Origin of the sequence: Kosakonia sp. AG348, from assembly GCF_003337365.1 — a bacterium.
Classification (GTDB): Bacteria; Pseudomonadota; Gammaproteobacteria; order Enterobacterales; family Enterobacteriaceae; genus Kosakonia.
On sequence record NZ_QPJR01000004.1, the window covers coordinates 610,142 to 629,637 of the forward strand.

Here is a 19,496-nt window from a genome sequence, read left to right on the forward strand (position 1 = left end):
GCGACAGTTTATGGTGACCAATCGTCAGCGCTACCGTGAAAAAGTCTCCCAGATGGTAAGCTGGGGGCACTGGTTCGCGTTGTTCAACATTCTGTTGTCCATCGTGCTCGGTAGCCGTTATCTGTTTGTTGCCGACTGGCCGACCACCCTCTCAGGGCGTATTTACTCCTACCTGAGCGTGGTCGGGCATTTTAGTTTTTTGGTTTTCGCCACTTACCTGCTGGTACTGTTTCCACTGACATTTATAGTGATGTCCCAGCGGCTGATGCGCGTATTGTCAGCGCTGCTGGCGACCGCCGGCATGACGCTGTTGCTGATTGACAGCGAAGTTTTTACCCGTTTTCACCTGCATCTCAACCCGATCGTCTGGGAACTGGTCATTAACCCGGACCAGAATGAAACCGCGCGTGACTGGCAATTAATGTTTATCAGCGTGCCGGTGATCCTGCTGATTGAGATGTTATTTGCGACCTGGAGCTGGCAGAAACTGCGCAGTCTTACCCGGCGTCGCCACTTTGCCAAACCGTTGGCCGCTTTTTTCTTCGTCGCCTTTATTGCCACTCACGTGATGTACATTTGGGCCGACGCCAATTTCTATCGCCCCATCACCATGCAGCGGGCGAATCTGCCACTCTCCTACCCAATGACCGCACGTCGTTTTCTGGAAAAACACGGGTTATTGGATGCGCAGGATTATCAGCGACGCCTGGTGGAGCAAGGCAACCCGGAAGCGGTATCAGTACAGTATCCGCTAAGTGATTTGCGTTACCAGGATATGGGTTCCGGCCAGAACGTACTGCTGATTACCGTCGACGGTCTCAACTACTCACGTTATGAGAAACAGATGCCGCAACTGGCGAGCTTCGCCCAGCAAAACGTCACGTTTACGCAGCATATGAGCTCTGGCAATAGCGCTGATGGCGGCTATTTCGGTCTGTTTTATGGCATATCGCCAAGTTACCAGGATGGCGTGCTGTCAGCGCGTATTCCCGCGGCGCTTATTACCGCTTTTAACCAGCAGGGTTACCAACTGGGGTTGTTCTCTTCCGACGGTTTTAGCAGCCCGCTCTACCGCCAGGCACTGTTATCTGATTTTTCGTTGCCCGCGGCAAAAGTGCAGAGCGATGAGCAAACCGCCGACCAGTGGATTAGCTGGCTGGGGCATTATGCGCAGGAAGATAACCGCTGGTTCTCGTGGATTTCGCTAAACGGCACCGCGTCTGTTGATATGTCGCAGCCCGGCTTTGCCCGTAAATATGGCAAAGCCGCTGCCAGTGTCGATGATCAGATTGCACGGGTGCTGGATGCCCTGCGCGCCTCCGGTAAGCTTGATAACACGGTGGTGATCATTACCGCCGGACACGGCGTTCCGGAAAGCAAAGAAGACAACCATTTTGACTGGTCACGTAGCCGGTTGCATGTACCGCTGGTCGTGCACTGGCCGGGAACGCCTGCGCAACGTGTTAGCAAGTTAACGGATCATAAAGACATTATGACCACGCTGATGCAGCGTCTGCTGCATGTCAGCACGCCGGCAAGCGAGTATTCACAAGGTCAGGATCTGTTTACCGCTACGCGCCGTCATAACTGGGTAACCGCTGCGGATAGCGACGAGCTGGCGATTACCACACCGGAAATAACGCTGGTGCTGAATCAAAATGGGAATTACCAGACCTGGAATGCGCAGGGTGAGAAAATTCGCGATCAGAAACCGCAACTCAGTTTGCTGCTGCAGGTTCTGACGGATGAAAAACGTTTTATCGCTAACTGATTGATTAATTATGAATCACTCAGTCTGACCTTAGCTTGCATTCAGCCATGAAAAGGGTAGTATTAGCGCCACATGTCGGCACGTAGCGCAGCCTGGTAGCGCACTGTCATGGGGTGTCAGGGGTCGGAGGTTCAAATCCTCTCGTGCCGACCAAAAAACCCCAGGAAAACCAACCCATTGCGGTTGGTTTTTTTATGCCTGCGATCCGTACAAGGTAAAACAAAGGTAAAATGAAGGTAAAACTTCTGTCCGTTCGGTGCGTTTATAACAGGAAGAAAAAGTCCGCAATGAGCGAAGTGCGGAAGTTCGCATTTGTCATAACCGCAGAGATGTAGGACTAACATTGTCGTGTAATAATCAACCGGGAACAGGTCAGTGTCTGTTAAACCCGTGGCGATTCATTACAGATCTGACTCACACCGTCATGAAATTTCAGTTAGTCACCAGAAGAATTTTTGAACTGAAATATTAAATTTCAACTAGTGCATATTCTTCCAGTTAAATTTCTTCCCCGTTGTATCCATAACTATAATCGGTTTTTGATAATTCTGGAGCCACCCTTGCATACTAACAGTATTCTGATCAACCCGATGAATGCCGAGCCATAACTCGGATAGCGTATTAGCATCATCTGTAGACCATGGTGTTTGGTAATCTCCGAGCCACTTATTCTTCATCTCAACTTTAGGGCTATACCAGATAAAAGCGGGTATAACCAAAGCCTCTTTGGGTGGATTGGCCCCAGCATGAGAATATACTACTGCACGTGAAGGATCTCGTATTAAGGCATGGTCAGAAAAATAGAAAACAGAAGAGCGCGTATGCGAAAGTTGACTAAAAACCTTGCCCATAAGATCGTCCGTGAAGCGTACAGAGTTATCATAGCAATCATCATGTTTACTTCCATTTTTAAAGACGGAAGCATCCTCAGGGAAACGTGAACATGCTGGTTCGTGGCTACCATATAGATGCAGAACAATGAATTTCTTACCTGATTTTGTAAGTGTTGATTCAAACTCTGGTAACAAAGCGTCATCGAATCCTTGATCAATCCACTGATGCTGCTTAGTTTGCATTGCAATACCAGTAATCACATTATTATATGCGCCACCTTTCCCCTGGCGGCTATACCAGTAGGTATCGTATCCAGCTTTGTTCGCAATACTAATGATATTGTCACTGTACTTAGCTGGCGTCGTTTCCTGTACTGAAGCCGCAGTGAGAGCAAGTGGTACAGCCATGATGGTCACTGGCGCGGGGCTAATGGCATGTTGGAACAACAGAAGATTCTTCCTTTCTGCTTCCAGTTTAGGCGTTGTGTCTCTCTCATATCCATAAATACTCATATTTTCAGGGCGCTCAGATTCCCCGATAATCAACACATAATTATCAATTCCGGTATCTGATACTGATATTGTGTAGTTAGGCGTATTTTTATTAATATCGGAGGCAATACTCATATCAGAGAAAGCTTGCATAAAGACCGAACCTGTACTCAGCGGAGTTGAATTTATAACTCGTTGAGCAAGGCTATCAACATTGCTTTTTCGTAATTGATGCAGTGCACCTTGTACAGTATAACCAGTCAGTAACAACACCAATAAAATTGCAGGGTATCGTTTATATTTTGACGGGATAGTATTTATACCATAATTGATGGTTAGCATAAATAAAATCAACAGACCCACAAAAGTAATACAGCTTCGCCAATAAACGCCTAACATCGAAAATGCTTCGCTACCTGTAGTATTTATTACACTTAATGCAAAACCATAGGTAAATCCAGTATTAAAGTTACTCCAGGCATACAGCTGAAGAGATAAATCAACAGCTATGAAAGTTAAAGCGATAAAGCCAATTAAGTTTTTTAGTGGTTTGTTATTGATGCAGAGAAGTGTTAATAAAATCAATGCAAAAACCAACGTGCGATTAATAACCAAGTTGTAACGTGCGGCAATAAAATTAACGATGACAACAATGAAAATTGAAATTATAAATAACATCTTACTTAAATAAATTTTAATATTTTCATAACGAATGCGTTCAAAGATCCATGACATTTTACAGTGCCTGTATTTTAGTTTTTTATGTGATTTTTTAAAAGAAAGGGGAGTACCTTGAGCGCAGATTAACATATAAGTCGTGTGAATATAAGCTACCTGAATTGATTGGTTAATACAAAGACAGTATCCATAATACTATTGTTGATCACACAATCAGGACACTGGGATAATTTGTTCCAATTGAGAGCCGCTGACCTTCTCTCGGCTATTTTTTACTCATAATTGCTGCCTGTACGATGGGTTATGAGCGAAATAAGGAAGGCCACAAGAAACAACCCTATTTAATCCACCATGCTGATGGTCAGCCGACCTGCATGGCGGCACTTGATGGATTAGGCAATGAGTCAGAAGTATTTTTGATGGTGACTCACCATCTGATAAAGGGCTGGTTTCTATTCACGGTGGCTCTCACCAGAAGCAGCGCGTCATTGGATGAGGCAAATAGTCAGCGGGAGGAAAGCAGTAGATATTATCTCTAACAGTACTGTGCTCGCAGACGCGTTTATCTGGCTCGCTGTTCTGCGCGACGTAAGGCACGTTAAGAAAGAAGCGCCGGAGTAAATCAAAACCATTCGGTGATGCGCAAAGAGACACTTCGGGCATGTCCTCTGTTGGCACATAGCTGACCAAGCTTACTGAGAAAACTCATCGGACCCTAATAAGATCTGAATACCTTGTAGTGTACCGGGGCGACAGCATATCGCGCTTCATCTGCCATTGCGGCTGTATGCCCTGCCCTGCAAAATACAGCGTCCCACGCCCCTCCTTCGCGTTGAGCCTATCCAGTACCGCCATCAGCTTTTCACTGTCCGCGCGCGGCGCGTTGTCGTCAAACAGATTGAGCTGCGCGACGCCCTGACTGAAAAAGTCGCCAAGCATGACACCTGCTTTCTGATAGCGATGACCTTCTTTCCAGATACGATCCAGACACCGGGTGGCGGCACTGATAATGTCCCTGCTGTCCTGTGTTGGCGTGAGCAGCTTTACCGATGCACTGTTGCCGTAATACGGCTCGTTTAATGCAAACGGGCTGGTTTTAACGAAAGCGGAGATAAACCGGCAATACTGATGCTCACCGCGTAGTTTTTCTGCTGCCCGGCTTGCATAGCTGCATATCGCCTGGCGCATTTCATCGTAATCGGTGATCCGTCCACCAAAAGAACGCGAGCAGACAATCTCCTGCTTCGCCGGCGCAAACTCCTCAAGATCGAGACACGGTTCGCCGCGCAGCTCCCGCACCGTTCGCTCAAGCACGACGTTAAAATGTTTGCGGATAATCCAGGTGCTTTGCTCTGAGAGTTCAAGCGCGGTTTTAATGCCCAGGGCATTCAGCTTCTTACTGATGCGCCGCCCGACACCCCAGACATCCTCAACCGGAACAAGAGCCAGCAACCGGCGCTGGCGGTCAATGTTGGACAAATCAACCACGCCGCCGGTCTGGCGCTGCCACTTTTTCGCGGCGTGGTTGGCCAGCTTCGCCAGGGTTTTGGTTTGCGCTATGCCGACGCCGACAGTCAGGTGAGTGCGCTTCAGCACGGTCGCACGTATCTCGCGCCCAAAGTCAGTTAAATCACGGCAATTACGCACGCCGGTCAGGTCACAAAAGGCTTCATCGATTGAGTATATTTCCACGCGAGGGCTCATCTCTTCCAGGGTTGTCATCACCCTGTTTGACATGTCCGCGTACAACTCATAATTGCTGCTGAATGCGACGATACCGTGGCGCCGGAACGCCTCTTTCTGCTTGAAGTAAGGCTCTCCCATCACCACAAAAGGTTTCGCTTCGGCGCTGCGGGCTATCACGCAGCCGTCATTGTTCGACAAAACAACGACTGGCCGCCCTTTCAAATCAGGTCGAAAAACGGTTTCGCACGACGCGTAAAAGCTGTTCACATCGCACAGAGCAAACATATTCAGCTCGCCGGTTTAACAATGAAAGTTACGACACCGAAGATATCCAGGGTGTCTTCGCTTGTTACCCGGATCGGGCTGTATGCCGAGTTCATTGGGTTGAGCTGTATGGTTGGTCGAAGTTGCAGACGTTTAACAGTGAATTCGCCATCGACAGCCGCGATCACAATATCGCCGTGCTGCGCGGTGCGCGAACTATCAACCACCAGTAGATCTCCGTCACTGATCCCGCCATCAATCATGGAATCCCCTGCGGCTTTGACGAAATACGTCGCGCTGGGGCGCTGTACAAGGAGTTCGTTTAGATCAATACGCTGTTCAACATAATCCGCTGCCGGGCTGGGAAACCCGCACTGAACAAGGTCGCTGAAGAGCGGGAGCGCGACAACTGCGCGCGGAAAATCTGCTGGTTTAATGAATTGCATAGTGTAGCCCTGCTTAATACTGTTTTTATATACAGTAGTATTGTCTCGAGCTTTGTTCAAGATCCGGCTGCGCTTGTTTGTGAATAAGGAACAGACGATTTTAGTTAAGGATAATTGTTTTTTATGGGGTTATATGTTGTGTAAATTATCAGGATGCCGAATAGATTGTTGCCTTTTTGCTCATGAACCTGGGTGAATGGTGACTGATCCCCCCTCAATTTTGTCAACACGGGTTGTCAGGGCCTCAATCTTATCCATAAGAGCCAGGATGGCTTCATGATGCAGAGCTGCTGCCACGCCATAAGTGTCCGGCGTAAGAATATCATCGATCTTTTCACCGGTTTTAAGCGTAGCGGACCCGCCAACAGACACCGCCTCCGGGAATGCTTTTGCCACTTCCTGAGCAATAAACCCCCTGCCGGATGGGGCACTATCAAGGCGATCCCACGTGTAACCCCGGATTAACTTCATCTTTTCGAGTGGCTTTTCAACAGGGACAAGGTTTGTTTTTATTCTCCTGTCAGAGAAAGTCTGCCATCCGCCCTGCGAAACGCCGATGCCGGTATGGCGCATTTCAAAGGAAGCCAACTGACTGTTTTGATAGCTGGAATAAACAATAATACGCGCGGCGTAGTAGTTACCTGGTGATTCAAAATGGTCTATCTCAAAGGATGCATCGCTAAAGCGGCTAAACACTCTGGCAAAGCGGTTATAATAGTTGCTTCCGGATTGCGATACTGCAGTTGAATTTTTCTCCAGCATAAATCCATTTGCCGACAGAAAATTGCTGTAGATAGGCTGACTCATCGTCCCTGCCTGATCTTTTCGCAGACTGTTAACAATACGGGAATCATCCCCCGCCGCTACCGTCCCGGCTGCCGTCCCCACATTCCGTACCGCTGAGTCACCAAGCCCTAAATTTGTACGTGCACCTGCTACCGTTGGTGCCCCGGTACCGCCCTGGCTCAACGGCACCGCACCGTCAACTTTATCTGCTTTACTATTAAGCGCGGTCGTAAAACTGTTCCATGTCGGCCCGGTAAAAGCACTGCCATCAGGAAGTTTGATTGTGGCTGTTCCGGTGCCGCTAAAAATCTGTTGCCAGTTCTGCTTGTCATAGTTAAGACCACGTAGCGCTTCAGCACTCTGCGCCACCAGCGCAGCAGTAACGAGGTTCATTGCAACGCGCGGCACTGCATACCAGGCGGCACCACTCTGCGTTGGCCCGGTGTAATTGCTGACCAGCGTGAGCGCGGTTGTGCTGTCCACCGTTTTCACCGGCAGCGTGTAAGAAACACCACCGACCGTAACCACAATAAAATCGGCGGCTGTAAGCTCAGTGGTGAACGACGTGCCATTCCCGACAACGCTGGCTGAATTGTTCGTGAGTGTTAATGTACCTGCTGACATAAATACTCCAGGCAATAAAAAACCCGCCGAAGCGGGTGTATATGATTTAATAAATATCAGGTATCAACGGTATAGATATACCTACATTCCTGCTGCCAACAATGCTATATCGGTCTGTCCATTGCCACGTTATTTTACTGTTTCCGGTTTTCACACTGTTGCCAGACATCATTAAGCCTCTGAGTCGCATATTACACCACCCACCTCCGTTACTCGCTTCATAGCCGTAAGTGCCTAGAGGAACCATATTCGATCCTATATCCTGCCAGTTGCTTGTCGGTGAAAAACTGCCAGAGTAAATCAGCGGCTTTCTTGCGGTGGAAAATGTACATTGCCCTGATGAGTTAATGATATTTAACCCCACACCAGGGGTGGGTGATGAAACATTAAATATCGCGGCATATATTGTTACGTTCGCATTCACATCCGAACTGTCCGTTCTGCTTTCTCTTGCATACAGAACCCCATTTTCCAGCGTAATTGACGCTGTTGGATGATTCCATTTTGCAAACAAAACTCCGGATGTGGGCGCAGCGGCCTGCCCGTTAATCGTGATATTTCCGTGCCAGATACACGTCATAATTCGTGTTACATCTGAAATAACGGAAAAATCTGTCGAGTTAGCAATCAAAAGGCCACGATTGCCTGAGGGGGAATTGACGGGCAATAATTGCCATACCTGCCCTGCCCATATCCCATTATTATCAACACTATCGTGCGTCATTAACGCGCCATTAAACGTGACATTACGCAAATAGCTAACGGTTCCAATTATTGCAGTGCCGGAAGGAGGACTGTAAGCCGCCGCCCTTGAAGGTATGTATATCAGCTGAGATCCGGGAATATACTCGCTGATCACTTCAGTAGTTGAGCCTGCACTACCAACATTTCTACAAAAGGACGGGCACCGAAGGTTTGCCGTTATTTCCATGGCTGGCCTTCCATCATTGTAATTTATATAAAGCCCACTTGGCATATTGTTCACCTGCAAGTTACAGACAACGACTCACCATGTTCCAAGACGAATTAGCCCGCCACCAGGAAGATTTACCGTTACGCCATTACCATCGAGGACAACAGTGTTGTTTGTTCCGTTAAAGGAGAATTGCCCGCTTGTTGCATATAATGCCCCGTGAAATTCCGCATCGCCGCTTTTCCTGAGGCGCCAGCCGCTGACGCCTGGCACATAGTTAGATGACTGGAGCGTGTCCGTGATTTTGGCAAAATCAATGGATGCCTCCTGTATTAGCGCGCTCCTGATAAATACCTGGCCGTTGTAAACAAAGAACGCAGCCTGCCAGTTGCCGGGATTATTCCCGGAATAAACACCGAACTGGTCAGCAGCGACAACGACCGTCGATTTGTAGGCGCTGCCGTCTGGTTCTATCGACATGCCAAGCCCGGCGCTGTACTTCACGCCATTGCGGACAATGCCGAGGTTAGTGACGTAAGACGCTTTCGCTGTCCCGTCGATGTTAACTTCAGCGGTCATTTTCTGATTAACGGCAGCAACGAGGCTTCCTGCCGGACCTATCTGCGCCTGTACGTAAGTTGACAGGTCGGCCAGCCCTTTTTCGTTACTGGCGACCGTCGTTTTCACAACAAGAATATCGGCCCGCACCTCACCATATTGCTGATACTGGTGCTCAACGGTGCCATGCACCGCCAGCGCATTCTGCATGGCGGCCTCAAGGTTGGTATCCACCCCGTTCTGGATATTCTGGAACGCGCCAGAATTACGGATCCCATCATCGATGATTTCAATCAGGCTCCCGGTATCCATTGAGCATTCAGCAGCGACAGTCACAAACGCTGATGTGCCGAAGGCGTTTATGGTCCGGATGTACCAGTAATAGGTATGCCCGACTTTGAGATCGTGTTTCGTCCAGGTCGTGCCGATACCTTCCCGCGTGGCGCCATTTTCCACCGTTATATCGCTGGCGTTCGGCAGCGGTGTTTCTCCTGACGTCCAGAAATCAAACTGTGTGGAAACGTTGACCAGATCGGCCAGGCGCGGGATCAGTGTGATGGCAAAGAATCCCTGTTCGATATCCACCCGCGACGGCGGCGGCGGCGCCTGAATATTAAATTCGAGGTATGCCTCCGGCGACTCCGCGCCCATCTGGTTAACGGCAATGACATGCGCGGTGTATGCGTTTCTCGGCAGACCGGTCAGGCGGGTAAATGAACCGGGAACCTGCACAGACAGCACCGCCGTTCCGCCCTGGCGGATGATCACCTTGTTGTAGGCAAACTGCCCGACGTTCTGCCATGACAGCACACCCTGTACCACCTGCCCGATCTCCCCGACGGTATATTTCAGGTTTTGCGGCTGCGCCACGCCGCCGACGGGTAACTGAGTGAACGGCGGGCGCACGATGGGTTTACCAATAGCATCTCCCCACACGTCGGCGGTTTCCTGCTTGACCGTGAGTTGCACACCATTACTGATGCCAAACTTCCAGTCTGTCACGCGCATTTCAACGCCGGTGATGCCAAGCGAAGGGAGGCTTACTTTCACATACATGCCGGGACGATATCGGTAGCCGCTCAGGTTAAGCGGGATATTCATCGTGCGGGAAATGCGGGTACGCTTCAGCCGGATATCCGCCAGGCGCTGCGCCTGAAATTCGGAGGTCACAAAGCGAAGCGGCATATCCTGAGATATTTCCACCCCGTCCTCAGTTTTCCATTCAGCAACCGATACAGACGGGAAATCAACTTCAGAATATCCCTGCAGCGGATCAACGAAAGTACCTTTAACCGTGTTCACCCGGTCTGTCTGAGCCACCTCCGGCATGATTTCAATATCACCGGCGATCTGATCTTCCGTGATGGTTTCTGTCGCCGGGCCGTAATATGCCCCGACCAGAATGCCGTGTTTACCCGCCGTGTACGTGGGTTCTCCGGCACAACATACCAGCATGGCTTCAAGGATACTGGCCTTGTTTTCGCTGAGGTCAAACTCACCATTTAGCATGTAACGCCGCTCTGAGGTGCCGTCGCCGTTAGCGACAATCTCATCGCTGATGTTTGCCGCTTCCTGAAACTGCTCCCAGTTGATATCGGTATCAGGCACTTTGAGATAGTTACGGTAATAGTCGAGAATGCACAGCGCGGCGTTATTGCTGTAAGCCGTCTGCCCGGTACGCGGGTCGTAAACCTTCCGCCCGAGTTTTTCGACCTTGATATTGGGGATACCTGCCGGGAACTTCTCGGCATTGAATTTCATGGAAATACGCAGCCATGAAATGCCCTTACCGATCATGTCCGCTTTCCACGACGGGCAGTTAGCCAGCATAAACGGATCGGCGGTCTGCCGGTCAATATGTACCTCATGCGTGACGCTATCACCGAAGGTGCCAATATCATCATCGGAAAGATAGATCGCGCCCGTTCCGGAAATGGGATGCCCGGCAAGGGTGATCGCCATATGCAGCCACTCGCCATCTGTCTGGGAGCCGGGCTGCTCTTCTGAAAAGAAAAGTGTACCGGCTGACATTGTACGACCGTAAACCACGGTTTTCGGGCTGGCGGCGGCGCGCAGCACCTGCTTGCGCTCTGAGGTATCGCGATACGCATCAAGCGAGGGTTTCTTTGTCATCAGCTGGGTTGCCACCTGGGCGGCCACCGTAATGGCGATACCGATGGCATAAGCGCCCTGTGAGGCAGCCACACCCGCGGCGATGGTCGCAACAATTGGGATCGCAGCTGGCATTATCGTACCCTCCACACACTCAGGGGTTTCACCCGCAGGCTGACCAGCCCGGCGCTACCCGGCACCCACACCACTCCGGAATAAACCACACCGGCGCACCGGGCGCCGTTATTTTCCACGACGGCGATATCACCGCGCTGCGCCAGTTTCACAGGCACTTCATCAAGGAATCTGGCCAGCACCTTTTCCAGCGTTCCGCCGCTACGCAGCAGCACTTTTTTCGCCCCTGTCGCCGTGTGATAAGTGCCGCGCAGATCAGCTGCAAAGTCCTCGCCGCACATCGCCCGGGCGCAGTCAGCCGAAAAAAGGCAGCAGTCATTTTCACCCCATAAAAAAGGCCGCTTTTCAGCGGCCTTCATCACGGCGATTAATCGGTTATGCCAGTCTGGATGCTTCATGCTTCCTCACGAATAAGTAAAGCCCGGAGCATCTTTCTTGCTGCCCCAGTAGATTGAACGCTCCGCCATCTGCGCCACGTAACGGAAAATGCGGTCGCCCGGTTGTGTGGCCTGGTGGGATTCATCGGTATAACGATCGGGAAACGGGCGCTGCCAGTCCTCAAAGATATTGCTGACGGTGTACTGCAGGGCGTTCGTTTCCCCGGCGGTGGCACCCGTACTTGATACTTTGCCCTGAAAAATCATATCCGCCGCGCGCACCACGCCGCTGTCGTCCATAACAACAAGGTAGATATTCGCCTGCCTGCCAACACACCGTTCATTGAGCGTGGTGGCAAACAACGAAAGATCCAGTCCGGATAGCGTAAGCTTCAGCTGCGCCGGGCTGGTCGAATTGGTTTCACCCACATCATCAACCGCCCCCATTTTGCCCATGCCGTAATACACAAAACCGTTCAGGACAATCGTGCCGGTACCGGAATGTACATAGACGGAGCCCGATTCAAACTGGATATTCGCGGCGATCACCGCCGTCACCCGGTCGCGTGACAGCCAGTCCACCATCGCATCAGAAAACGGGGAATACAGCATTAAAACGCCTCCTCAAACTCAAGGGTGTAACTGGTAAAGCCGCCGGGTATCCGGCTGCCTGCCCCCTGCTGATTGTCCTTCAGCTTAAAGATGCCGTAAGGGTTAGCCACTTCAATTACTGCGTTTGCCGGTGGCGAAATGCGGAGCATTGGCGCTATCGGGATAATTGCCGTCATATCCGCCGCGCTGGTCACATCTGCTGTAACCATTTTCAGTTCGTCATTAACAGTGATGTAATCCCCGGCCCGCAGCACAATCACGCCCGCCGTCCAGCCTTTGCTGTGTAACTCCGTGCCGGTCTGGTTTGCATCAGAAACGGTCGGGGTTCCCGCCGGCGTTCTTCCCGGCCTCCCCCAGTCACGGATTTTAACCCGGCCATACTCACCATCGAGGGACGCGATAAGCGCATCAACGCGCCGTGATTTCTCGTCGGTGAGGTTGGTCAGCGTCAGGGAGCATACCCAGCGGGTACCGGGATAACGAACGGTCTGTGAAGCACCATTGAAAGGGGATCGAAATGTTTTGGTGTTGCTCTCCGGGCGCCATGTCAGCGCCGCGGGACAGACATCAGCAGGCCATTCAACAGCCATAATCACTCCTTACTAAACGTTCAGCAAACGGCGAGCCTGCCCGCGGGTCTGGAAGTCCTGGAGGAGTTCCTGCCTTGCCTGTTTCGCGCCATCCTGAGCCCCCTGCCGTGCGGCTTCCTGCATGGCCTGTCTAAGTGCGGCGTCACCATTCCCGGAAATACTGAAATGCTGATGAATAACCGTATTGCCACCGCCGGAGTTAGCCCCCTGAGCACCAACCATTCTGACACCAAGGGAACCATCAGCAGAGCGGGTTAGCGGCATGATGGCTTCCGGCCCGGCCTCGCCCATCAGTCCGGCGCCCTTTGCAAAGGCAAAATAGGTCGGGGTATTCACCACGCTGTTACTGTACGCGCTCAGGCTTTCGGAAGCATAGACGCCGCCTTTCGCATTTGGCCGGAAAGATGGCACGGCAAAAGACTGGCCAGCACCGGCTGAAGATCCGGAACTGCCGCCACCAAATAAACCGCCGAACATTCCTCCAATTGACGAGAAGAGGCCGCTGGAACTGGATGCGGATTTCAGGCTATCCACCAGCATGGCGTTAAGGAGAATTTTTTGCATAGACTGGAGTATGCTTGACGCCCAGTTATCCCAGTCGACTTTATTCCCTGCCAGCGCATCTGAGATATTTCCGATCAGACCAGTCATCGAGTTATTCACCAGATCAGCGGTCTGCGTTGCTGTTGCCGAGGCATCCTCCATCCAGTTGTTAATTCCTTTACTGAAACCACTGCGCCAGTCGGCCTCTGATTCAGCGATGGCCTTATATTTATTGTCCAGTTCAGTAAGCGCGGCACTCCTCGCGGCAATAGCCTGAGCGCCGCCGTCTGTTCTGGAAAAGACACGTTCGACCTGCTGTGTTTCCTCGTAGCGTTGCTTCTGGCGATCACTCATGCCGGAGGTATAAGTCGCCAGTGCTGCATCGTCACGAAATTTACGGGCGGCTTCAGTCAGATCTTTTAACGCATCAGCCTGCTCACGTACTTTCTTAACGTGATCATCTGCCAGTTGCGTCAGTCTGGCGAGTTCTGCCGCCTGCCCCTGGATAGCCTTACGCTGCTCATCAGTCCATTTTGCACCGGTCTGATTTGCCGCAGCGTAGAGTTCAGCCGCCTGTTCACCTTCAGTAGCCCTGACTTTTTGCACCTCAATGGCCACACTTAAATCTGCCAGTTTTCGGCTGTACTGCTCTGCCTGGCTGGAAGCTTCCCTGTCTGATTTATTCTGCGCATTGGTGGCAGCCGTTGCATCTTTCTTAGCCTGCGCTGCTGCTGCATCTTTTTTCGCTGCCTGATCCTTGTTGTAGATATAGGTGGTGTAGAGTGCACCGGTAAGCTTGAGATCCTCAGCCTCATAAACGTGTTGCTGATGTAGTTTCGCCAGCCCATCCATACTAGCCAGCACGTTATCACGCTGTGCTTTATCCAGCGCGGTCTGCTGTTGGGGGGTAGCTTTCGCCATTGATACAACTGGGCCAGAGTACTGAGGAGGCGTGGCGCCAGCGGTAGCTGACATAGAGCGGTTTAGAAGGTCATATGCTCCTTTCAGAATGGAAACGGCGCCAGCCTGCTCGACAGCTTTTTGCGACGCCAGATCGCTGGCCTGGTTGACCAGTTTCTGTGTGGCTTCGACTTTTGACGCTGCCTGCTCACGTTCATATTCAAGCTTATTAAGTTGCCCGGTCAGCTCGATATTTTTTGCAGTAATATCTTCCTGATCCATGAAAGTATTCAGGCGTGTCAGCCGCGGCGACTTATTGTAACTTTCCTGTATTTGAGCCAGTGCGGCCTGACTGTCCTTTACCTTCCTGATCTGCTCATCTAAATCAGCCAGATCTTTCTTCTGAGCAACTAGTGAGGTGCTGGCGTCTACAGATGTGGAGCGCAGCCCGGCAACAGACATTTTCTGAAGCTTGCTGTTTATCTCGTCAAGATTATCAGCAAATGAAACCGCCTCTTTGTGGACTTGTTGGGTATGCTCATACAGCCCATACATCGCTGCGCCAGCACCAATAATAAGACCAGGCCAGCCACCAAGAACACCAAGTACACCTGAGCCAATGCGTGACATTGCAGATGCGCTGTTGGTGAGGTTGTTAACAGCGCCACTGCGGGCAGAAATAGCATTTTCAAGACCAGCCTGTGCGGCAGTAAGGTTACGCTCCGCAACAATCTGAGCCTCAATTGATACTGCAGCCGCTTTTGCCTGTTGAGCGCGATATACAGTCTGCCGCGCGGCAGCAACACTAATCTGGGCGCCTCTCACCTGAGCCTGCGCCAGTGCAACTTCGGCGGCAGTATTTTTGATGATCTCAGTCGTTGAGTTGGCTACGCTGCCAACCATGTTGCCAAAGAAACGAGCCAGACCAATTCCAACCAGTACGCCAGCAGTATTGGCTACGGTATCGATATTTTTAGCCAGACCGTCAAGAATGCCGGACAGGGTTGATGATGCACCAACGGCATTGTTGGCACCGCCAACCCACGCCATAAACGCGTTTTCAACCTTCTGAGCAGAACCGCTGATACTGGCCGGTAGCGTGTCGAATTCCTTGCGCAGCAGTTCAACGTTGGTCAGCAACGGCATAATTTTTTCGGTGGTCAACTGGCCGTTATTTGCCATGTTGCGCAGCCCGCCGACGGTCGTGCCAAGTCCATCAGCAAGTAATTTTGCGAGACGTCCGCCGCTCTCCATAATGGCGTTAAATTCTTCACCACGAAGCACGCCTGAACCCAGCGCCTGGCTGAGCTGTGTGATCACTGAACTGGCTTCTTCTGTACTGGCACCGGATAGTTTAAGGGAGGTGGCAACCGTCTCGGTCACTTTCGCCACGTCTGCGGAAGCGTACCCGGCATCGCGAAGAGAAGCGGCAATGCGAGAATAAAGGTTTGCGTTCGCCTCAAAAGAGGTACCTGTGCGCTGGCTGATATCCATCAGGGTGCGCTGGGACTGGGCGAAATCATCAGAGCCCGTGGAAGCCAGTCGAAGACGACCGGTTAGTTGGTTCCATGTATCGGCGTAATGAACCAGTTGTCCGGTGGCAAATGCCCCCGCGAATGCACCAGCAACCCCCGTTGCTGTAGCCTTAACCGAAGCCAGTTCACTATTCAATGCAGCAATCGAGCGCTGAGTTTCGCGCGTGGCGGCTGCCGCTTTTTTACCGCCACCCTCCATCGTTTTGTAATAGTCCGCCCCCATGCGTGAGGCGCGGGCAATTTCAGACTGGAATGAACTGGAGTTAGCTGAAATTTTGATAATCAGTTCGCGGAGTGTCGCCATATTTCACCCATAAAAAAACCCCGCACTTGCGGGGTTTTTGTCATTTTAATTATCAGAGGAGTCCAGCTTTTTTCCTGGCCTCTTCCAGATAATCTTCATCTGTTTTTTCGACTAAAGGTTTGTCCGTTGTAGATAAATCACTTCCGCAGTGTTTACATTTTATTGCTTCACTTTTAATTAACTCTGCGCAATATGGGCACTTCTTCATACCCTCATCAAGCTTTTCTTTTTCCTCAAACTCAATATCTTTTTTTATTACGAGTGAGTGTACTAAAGCGACAATAAAAAGCAGCGCTCCGTAAATCCACCATGCAAAAAAAGAACGCCCTTTGCTCTGAGCTATCAACGCCGGAATAACCCCAATCACTGCTGCTAATAGAAAAAATTCCATGACCAGTCCCTTTTGCTTTTCGTTGGGTATAATCCTAACAGCAGTCACATTTGCTATCAAAGATTCTCCATCCACGCTTCTAACTCGCTGATTTCCTCTGTTTCATCCTGCTGGCCGAACTTGAGGATCAGATCCTTAATCTCGTATTTACCGCCCTGCGAGTTGAGTGTGGCCACAGCAATTTGCGCTGCCTGCGCATCGCCGCGCCAGTCCCCAATCGGGCTGATGCGGTCAAAGGCAATCCACATTTTCAGTTCGCTGGCGGTAATGCTCTGTCGCAGTTCATGAAGCGTTCTTCCCAGCCGGAGCGCAAGCGACATCAGAAAGAACGTCAACGGCTCCTTTACTTTTTTTCGGCTTCGTCCTGTGTAATACCCAGATCAAGAGCCTGGCGCAGCAGGCGGGCATGTACAGGGCCATAAATTTCTGCAACAGTGGCCCGGTCATCTTCACTGAAAACGCGGTTGCCGGTTTCATCAAGCAGAACATCAAGGAAAAGGATCACATCTGCTTCCTTGTTTCGAATGAATTTCTCGGTTTCAGAAAGCGGCTTTTTATCATCATCCGGTGTGTCGCCAACGAACTCGCGGAAAGTCGCCCATGCTTCACCGGATGGTTCACGAAGGATGACCTTCGCTCCGCCCCATTCGTTAACGGTGACAGTTTTGGTTCGAAAGGCGGTGGCCGCCGTCAGCGCCAGCGCGCGTAAAGAAGGTTTCGGGTTGCTCATTATTTTTTCTCAGAAGGGGAAAAGAAAGCGGCCTGAGCCGCTTCGGTTCAGGATCCATGGTTTGCAACGATGCGTTTTGGTTTACCACGAACGCGCAGCGAATAGGTGGCACCCACAACAGCAGACGTGGCTGCTGACCATGAACTCTGTCGCACTTCAACCAGGATATAAAAACCGTTGCCAGACGGAAAAATCACACGCAGCGCGCGCAATTCATCGTTTTCATAAGCAGTCTGCAATGCCAGTTGTGCGGCTTCATCGCCAACCCAGTTACGGGTAATGCTCATTTCAGCAGGCGCGGCGAGCCCGTTGGTTTGCTCCTGTTCAGTTGAGCAAAGCGTGGTGACATCAATGTCACCCTTCTGCCCGCCGGTATAGCTGATTTCCTTTGTTGCGCACTCCGCTACCAGAAAAGTCACGCCGACGCCGGGAAAACCAGAAGACTGAAAGTCTTCGGCGGTAACAGGGGCATCAGAAATGCCGACCTGTGTACCTTTCGTTACTTCGTATTTGCTGGTCATGTTTGCTCCGGGCATAAAAAAACCGCCTCGTGGCGGTTGGGGTTATGGTTACTGTTCAAATATCAGGATGTGATATATCCATTAGCCTGGATATGGTGATCTTTCAGCCCGTCAACGGTGGGACGTTGGCGCACTCAATTAAGGAGGAATGGCTGATTACCTCTGGTCATGGAATTAAAAAAATGGCTTATATGTTCGAAAAATCAATATCAGAAAATATGGCTGTCCCGAGTGACACTACCGCTATTCACGCTATGAATGCAGCATATGCTGTGCTGGCAAGAACACTTAATGACAGAATGCCGGGATTTGCAGATGAACTTTTGGCAAATTTAGATCGCGTTTATGCTCAAAATGATGGACAAGAATTTACTCAACTGGCACTCGCGCAGATTGCTGTGAGGGTTAAAATTTTGACAGGCGCAAAAGAGTAACTCCATCACGGCTGATAATAAAACTATCAGCAGTAATACGCGCGATAGCGGCTGGCTTCTCAGTCGCTTTTTTTATTTCTGAAATTTCTTTCTCGATTTTTTTAATGCGTTTTCCAAGATACATTTTTGTTTCCTCAATCAGTGATATGAACTTCAAGCGTTGCGCGCCGCAGCCCTGTTTCTGGCTCATAGCCACCGGTTTTACTCATCTGTGTGAATCCCAGCGGCATCAGCGCGAAAATCACCTGCTCACGCAGCCCTCTTGACTCATCAACGGTACGGGAATACACATCGACCTGAAGCGCGCTGCTCTCTTCAGCCGGGCCGCAAAAAGTGTCGCCATAAACCTGATCCACCAGCGTGAAGGTGATCCAGGGCGGCGAAATGGATGGCGCGCCCTGTGGGTTGAGCGGCGCAACGTAGGGGTAAACCTGCCCACCTGCCAGCGCACCAATGAGAGAAAAAACATCAGCCTCGGTCATTTTGACAGCGCCTCATCAATCGCCTGATTGGCACGCACAAAGGCAGCATTTGCTGCATCTTCTTGCCGCGCATCATAGGCCGGACGGATAAACGGAACAGCCGCCATATTTGACGTACCAAGCTCAACGAAACGCCAGTAAAAGGCGTTGCGCGAATTACTTGCTTTCATCGAATTGTCGCTGTTGCCGGTGTGTGGATTGGTACCACGTACATGCACGCCGGATGAGATATCACCGTTGCGGTCACGCTGGGTGATGACAACGATGTTTTTCTTCAGTTTCCCGGTGCGCTCCGGGGCGCGATTAACCGCTTCATCTTTAAAAACGGTTGCCGCTGCGCGAGTGGCATCTCGCATCACCTTGCGGTTTTCAGCTTTGCTGAGCGCTTCCAGATCCTTTGACAGATCCAGCAGATCGGAAAAATCCAGATTGGTATCTATCACGGCTTCACTCCCTGCTTACAAAGGATCTCAAGCTGCTCAAGACCTGAATCAGGTATAGGCGGTCCTGTTACCTCCAGCACCTGATCCTTAAAAGCACCGCTGATAACCTTCAGACGCGAAGACGCTGAAATGTCAGTTCTGAAGCGAACCCATACACGGATAGTGGCTTCGGCTTTCTCCGCTCCGCTGGTAATAAGTTCGCGTCCACTGATGCCTTTCACTTCTGCCCAGATGGTTTTCCCCTCTTCCCATACAGGGATGCTGTCTCCTGACGGGGTGCGTACATAGGAAGAATTCAGGATAGTTACCCGGTCACGTAGGCGGCCTGCATGCATA

Annotated in this window: 20 protein-coding genes and 1 tRNA gene; 3 read left to right on the plus strand and 18 right to left on the minus strand. The window is 50.9% G+C overall.

Annotated features, from left to right (window positions below):
- Positions 1–10 precede the first annotated feature (10 nt).
- Both yejM and DFO56_RS13180 read left to right on the plus strand, forming a co-directional pair.
- Positions 11–1,771 carry an LPS biosynthesis-modulating metalloenzyme YejM gene (gene yejM, locus DFO56_RS13175; RefSeq protein ID WP_020454418.1) on the plus strand — a complete coding sequence of 587 codons (1,761 nt, stop codon included), beginning with the start codon at positions 11–13 and terminating at the stop codon, positions 1,769–1,771.
- A gap of 76 nt (positions 1,772–1,847) precedes the next feature.
- Positions 1,848–1,924 (plus strand) — tRNA-Pro (locus tag DFO56_RS13180).
- Between the two features lie 326 nt (positions 1,925–2,250).
- Here the strand turns inward: DFO56_RS13180 and DFO56_RS13185 are convergent.
- The 14 genes from DFO56_RS13185 to DFO56_RS13245 all read right to left on the minus strand — a co-directional run bounded on the left by DFO56_RS13185 (position 2,251) and on the right by DFO56_RS13245 (position 17,801).
- A complete protein-coding gene (locus tag DFO56_RS13185) occupies positions 2,251–3,831 on the minus strand; it encodes a phosphoethanolamine transferase (protein WP_045514090.1) in 1,581 nt (526 codons plus the stop codon).
- Positions 3,832–4,479: 648 nt separating this feature from the next.
- Positions 4,480–5,745: a Y-family DNA polymerase gene (locus tag DFO56_RS13190; protein WP_045514086.1), complete on the minus strand. Its 1,266-nt coding sequence runs from the start codon at positions 5,743–5,745 to the stop codon at positions 4,480–4,482.
- Positions 5,746–5,747: 2 nt separating this feature from the next.
- Positions 5,748–6,170, minus strand: a complete 423-nt coding sequence (locus DFO56_RS13195) for a translesion error-prone DNA polymerase V autoproteolytic subunit (RefSeq protein WP_044489689.1) — start codon at positions 6,168–6,170, stop codon at positions 5,748–5,750.
- A 180-nt stretch (positions 6,171–6,350) separates the two neighbouring features.
- Positions 6,351–7,580 carry a tail fiber domain-containing protein gene (locus DFO56_RS13200; protein WP_045514084.1) on the minus strand — a complete coding sequence of 410 codons (1,230 nt, stop codon included), beginning with the start codon at positions 7,578–7,580 and terminating at the stop codon, positions 6,351–6,353.
- Between the two features lie 46 nt (positions 7,581–7,626).
- A complete protein-coding gene (locus DFO56_RS24610) occupies positions 7,627–8,556 on the minus strand; it encodes a DUF6453 family protein (protein WP_158539529.1) in 930 nt (309 codons plus the stop codon).
- A gap of 30 nt (positions 8,557–8,586) precedes the next feature.
- Entirely contained in the window at positions 8,587–11,298 is a 2,712-nt protein-coding gene (locus DFO56_RS13205) for a DUF1983 domain-containing protein (RefSeq protein WP_045514082.1), read from the minus strand.
- Positions 11,298–11,696, minus strand: a complete 399-nt coding sequence (locus DFO56_RS13210) for a hypothetical protein (RefSeq protein WP_045514080.1) — start codon at positions 11,694–11,696, stop codon at positions 11,298–11,300. Before DFO56_RS13210 ends, DFO56_RS13205 begins: the two co-directional genes overlap by 1 nt.
- Positions 11,697–11,702: 6 nt before the next feature.
- Entirely contained in the window at positions 11,703–12,287 is a 585-nt protein-coding gene (locus tag DFO56_RS13215; protein ID WP_045514077.1) for a hypothetical protein, read from the minus strand.
- Complete coding sequence (locus DFO56_RS13220; protein WP_045514148.1) at positions 12,287–12,877, minus strand: hypothetical protein; 591 nt, start codon at positions 12,875–12,877, stop codon at positions 12,287–12,289. Before DFO56_RS13220 ends, DFO56_RS13215 begins: the two co-directional genes overlap by 1 nt.
- A 12-nt stretch (positions 12,878–12,889) precedes the next feature.
- Entirely contained in the window at positions 12,890–16,159 is a 3,270-nt protein-coding gene (locus DFO56_RS13225; protein WP_045514704.1) for a phage tail tape measure protein, read from the minus strand.
- Between the two features lie 52 nt (positions 16,160–16,211).
- A complete protein-coding gene (locus DFO56_RS13230) occupies positions 16,212–16,550 on the minus strand; it encodes a zinc ribbon domain-containing protein (protein ID WP_045514713.1) in 339 nt (112 codons plus the stop codon).
- A 56-nt stretch (positions 16,551–16,606) separates the two neighbouring features.
- Positions 16,607–16,870, minus strand: a complete 264-nt coding sequence (locus tag DFO56_RS13235) for a DUF4035 domain-containing protein (RefSeq protein ID WP_045514702.1) — start codon at positions 16,868–16,870, stop codon at positions 16,607–16,609.
- Positions 16,871–16,893: 23 nt separating this feature from the next.
- Positions 16,894–17,280, minus strand: a complete 387-nt coding sequence (locus tag DFO56_RS13240) for a phage tail assembly chaperone (RefSeq protein WP_020454435.1) — start codon at positions 17,278–17,280, stop codon at positions 16,894–16,896.
- A 47-nt stretch (positions 17,281–17,327) separates the two neighbouring features.
- Entirely contained in the window at positions 17,328–17,801 is a 474-nt protein-coding gene (locus DFO56_RS13245) for a phage tail tube protein (RefSeq protein ID WP_045514700.1), read from the minus strand.
- Positions 17,802–17,845: 44 nt separating this feature from the next.
- Between DFO56_RS13245 and DFO56_RS13250 the strand changes: the two genes are divergently transcribed.
- Entirely contained in the window at positions 17,846–18,235 is a 390-nt protein-coding gene (locus DFO56_RS13250) for a hypothetical protein (RefSeq protein WP_147271674.1), read from the plus strand.
- Here the strand turns inward: DFO56_RS13250 and DFO56_RS24615 are convergent.
- Genes DFO56_RS24615 through DFO56_RS13265 form a run of 4 tightly spaced genes read right to left on the minus strand, consistent with a single transcriptional unit; the run spans position 18,207 to position 19,495 of the window.
- Positions 18,207–18,359: a hypothetical protein gene (locus DFO56_RS24615; protein ID WP_158539530.1), complete on the minus strand. Its 153-nt coding sequence runs from the start codon at positions 18,357–18,359 to the stop codon at positions 18,207–18,209. The genes DFO56_RS13250 and DFO56_RS24615 overlap by 29 nt on opposite strands.
- 10 nt (positions 18,360–18,369) lie before the next feature.
- Positions 18,370–18,717: a hypothetical protein gene (locus tag DFO56_RS13255; RefSeq protein WP_045514694.1), complete on the minus strand. Its 348-nt coding sequence runs from the start codon at positions 18,715–18,717 to the stop codon at positions 18,370–18,372.
- Positions 18,714–19,160 (minus strand): HK97-gp10 family putative phage morphogenesis protein, encoded by a 447-nt coding sequence (locus DFO56_RS13260; protein ID WP_045514691.1) that lies wholly within the window; start codon positions 19,158–19,160, stop codon positions 18,714–18,716. Before DFO56_RS13260 ends, DFO56_RS13255 begins: the two co-directional genes overlap by 4 nt.
- A complete protein-coding gene (locus tag DFO56_RS13265; RefSeq protein ID WP_045514689.1) occupies positions 19,157–19,495 on the minus strand; it encodes a phage head closure protein in 339 nt (112 codons plus the stop codon). Before DFO56_RS13265 ends, DFO56_RS13260 begins: the two co-directional genes overlap by 4 nt.
- Position 19,496 lies beyond the last annotated feature (1 nt).

Coding starts and splice junctions, on each gene's coding strand:
- DFO56_RS13200 (WP_045514084.1), bottom strand. CDS start 7,580: ATGTCAGCAGGTACATTAACACTCACGAACAATTCAGCCAGCGTTGTC.
- DFO56_RS13225 (WP_045514704.1), bottom strand. CDS start 16,159: ATGGCGACACTCCGCGAACTGATTATCAAAATTTCAGCTAACTCCAGT.
- DFO56_RS13215 (WP_045514077.1), bottom strand. CDS start 12,287: ATGCTGTATTCCCCGTTTTCTGATGCGATGGTGGACTGGCTGTCACGC.
- DFO56_RS13190 (WP_045514086.1), bottom strand. CDS start 5,745: ATGTTTGCTCTGTGCGATGTGAACAGCTTTTACGCGTCGTGCGAAACC.
- DFO56_RS13195 (WP_044489689.1), bottom strand. CDS start 6,170: ATGCAATTCATTAAACCAGCAGATTTTCCGCGCGCAGTTGTCGCGCTC.
- DFO56_RS13265 (WP_045514689.1), bottom strand. CDS start 19,495: ATGCATGCAGGCCGCCTACGTGACCGGGTAACTATCCTGAATTCTTCC.
- DFO56_RS24615 (WP_158539530.1), bottom strand. CDS start 18,359: ATGTATCTTGGAAAACGCATTAAAAAAATCGAGAAAGAAATTTCAGAA.
- DFO56_RS13205 (WP_045514082.1), bottom strand. CDS start 11,298: ATGCCAGCTGCGATCCCAATTGTTGCGACCATCGCCGCGGGTGTGGCT.
- yejM (WP_020454418.1), top strand. CDS start 11: ATGGTGACCAATCGTCAGCGCTACCGTGAAAAAGTCTCCCAGATGGTA.
- DFO56_RS13255 (WP_045514694.1), bottom strand. CDS start 18,717: ATGACCGAGGCTGATGTTTTTTCTCTCATTGGTGCGCTGGCAGGTGGG.
- DFO56_RS13185 (WP_045514090.1), bottom strand. CDS start 3,831: ATGTCATGGATCTTTGAACGCATTCGTTATGAAAATATTAAAATTTAT.
- DFO56_RS13220 (WP_045514148.1), bottom strand. CDS start 12,877: ATGGCTGTTGAATGGCCTGCTGATGTCTGTCCCGCGGCGCTGACATGG.
- DFO56_RS13235 (WP_045514702.1), bottom strand. CDS start 16,870: ATGTCGCTTGCGCTCCGGCTGGGAAGAACGCTTCATGAACTGCGACAG.
- DFO56_RS13250 (WP_147271674.1), top strand. CDS start 17,846: ATGGTTACTGTTCAAATATCAGGATGTGATATATCCATTAGCCTGGAT.
- DFO56_RS13230 (WP_045514713.1), bottom strand. CDS start 16,550: ATGGAATTTTTTCTATTAGCAGCAGTGATTGGGGTTATTCCGGCGTTG.
- DFO56_RS13210 (WP_045514080.1), bottom strand. CDS start 11,696: ATGAAGCATCCAGACTGGCATAACCGATTAATCGCCGTGATGAAGGCC.
- DFO56_RS13240 (WP_020454435.1), bottom strand. CDS start 17,280: ATGAGCAACCCGAAACCTTCTTTACGCGCGCTGGCGCTGACGGCGGCC.
- DFO56_RS13245 (WP_045514700.1), bottom strand. CDS start 17,801: ATGACCAGCAAATACGAAGTAACGAAAGGTACACAGGTCGGCATTTCT.
- DFO56_RS24610 (WP_158539529.1), bottom strand. CDS start 8,556: ATGCCAAGTGGGCTTTATATAAATTACAATGATGGAAGGCCAGCCATG.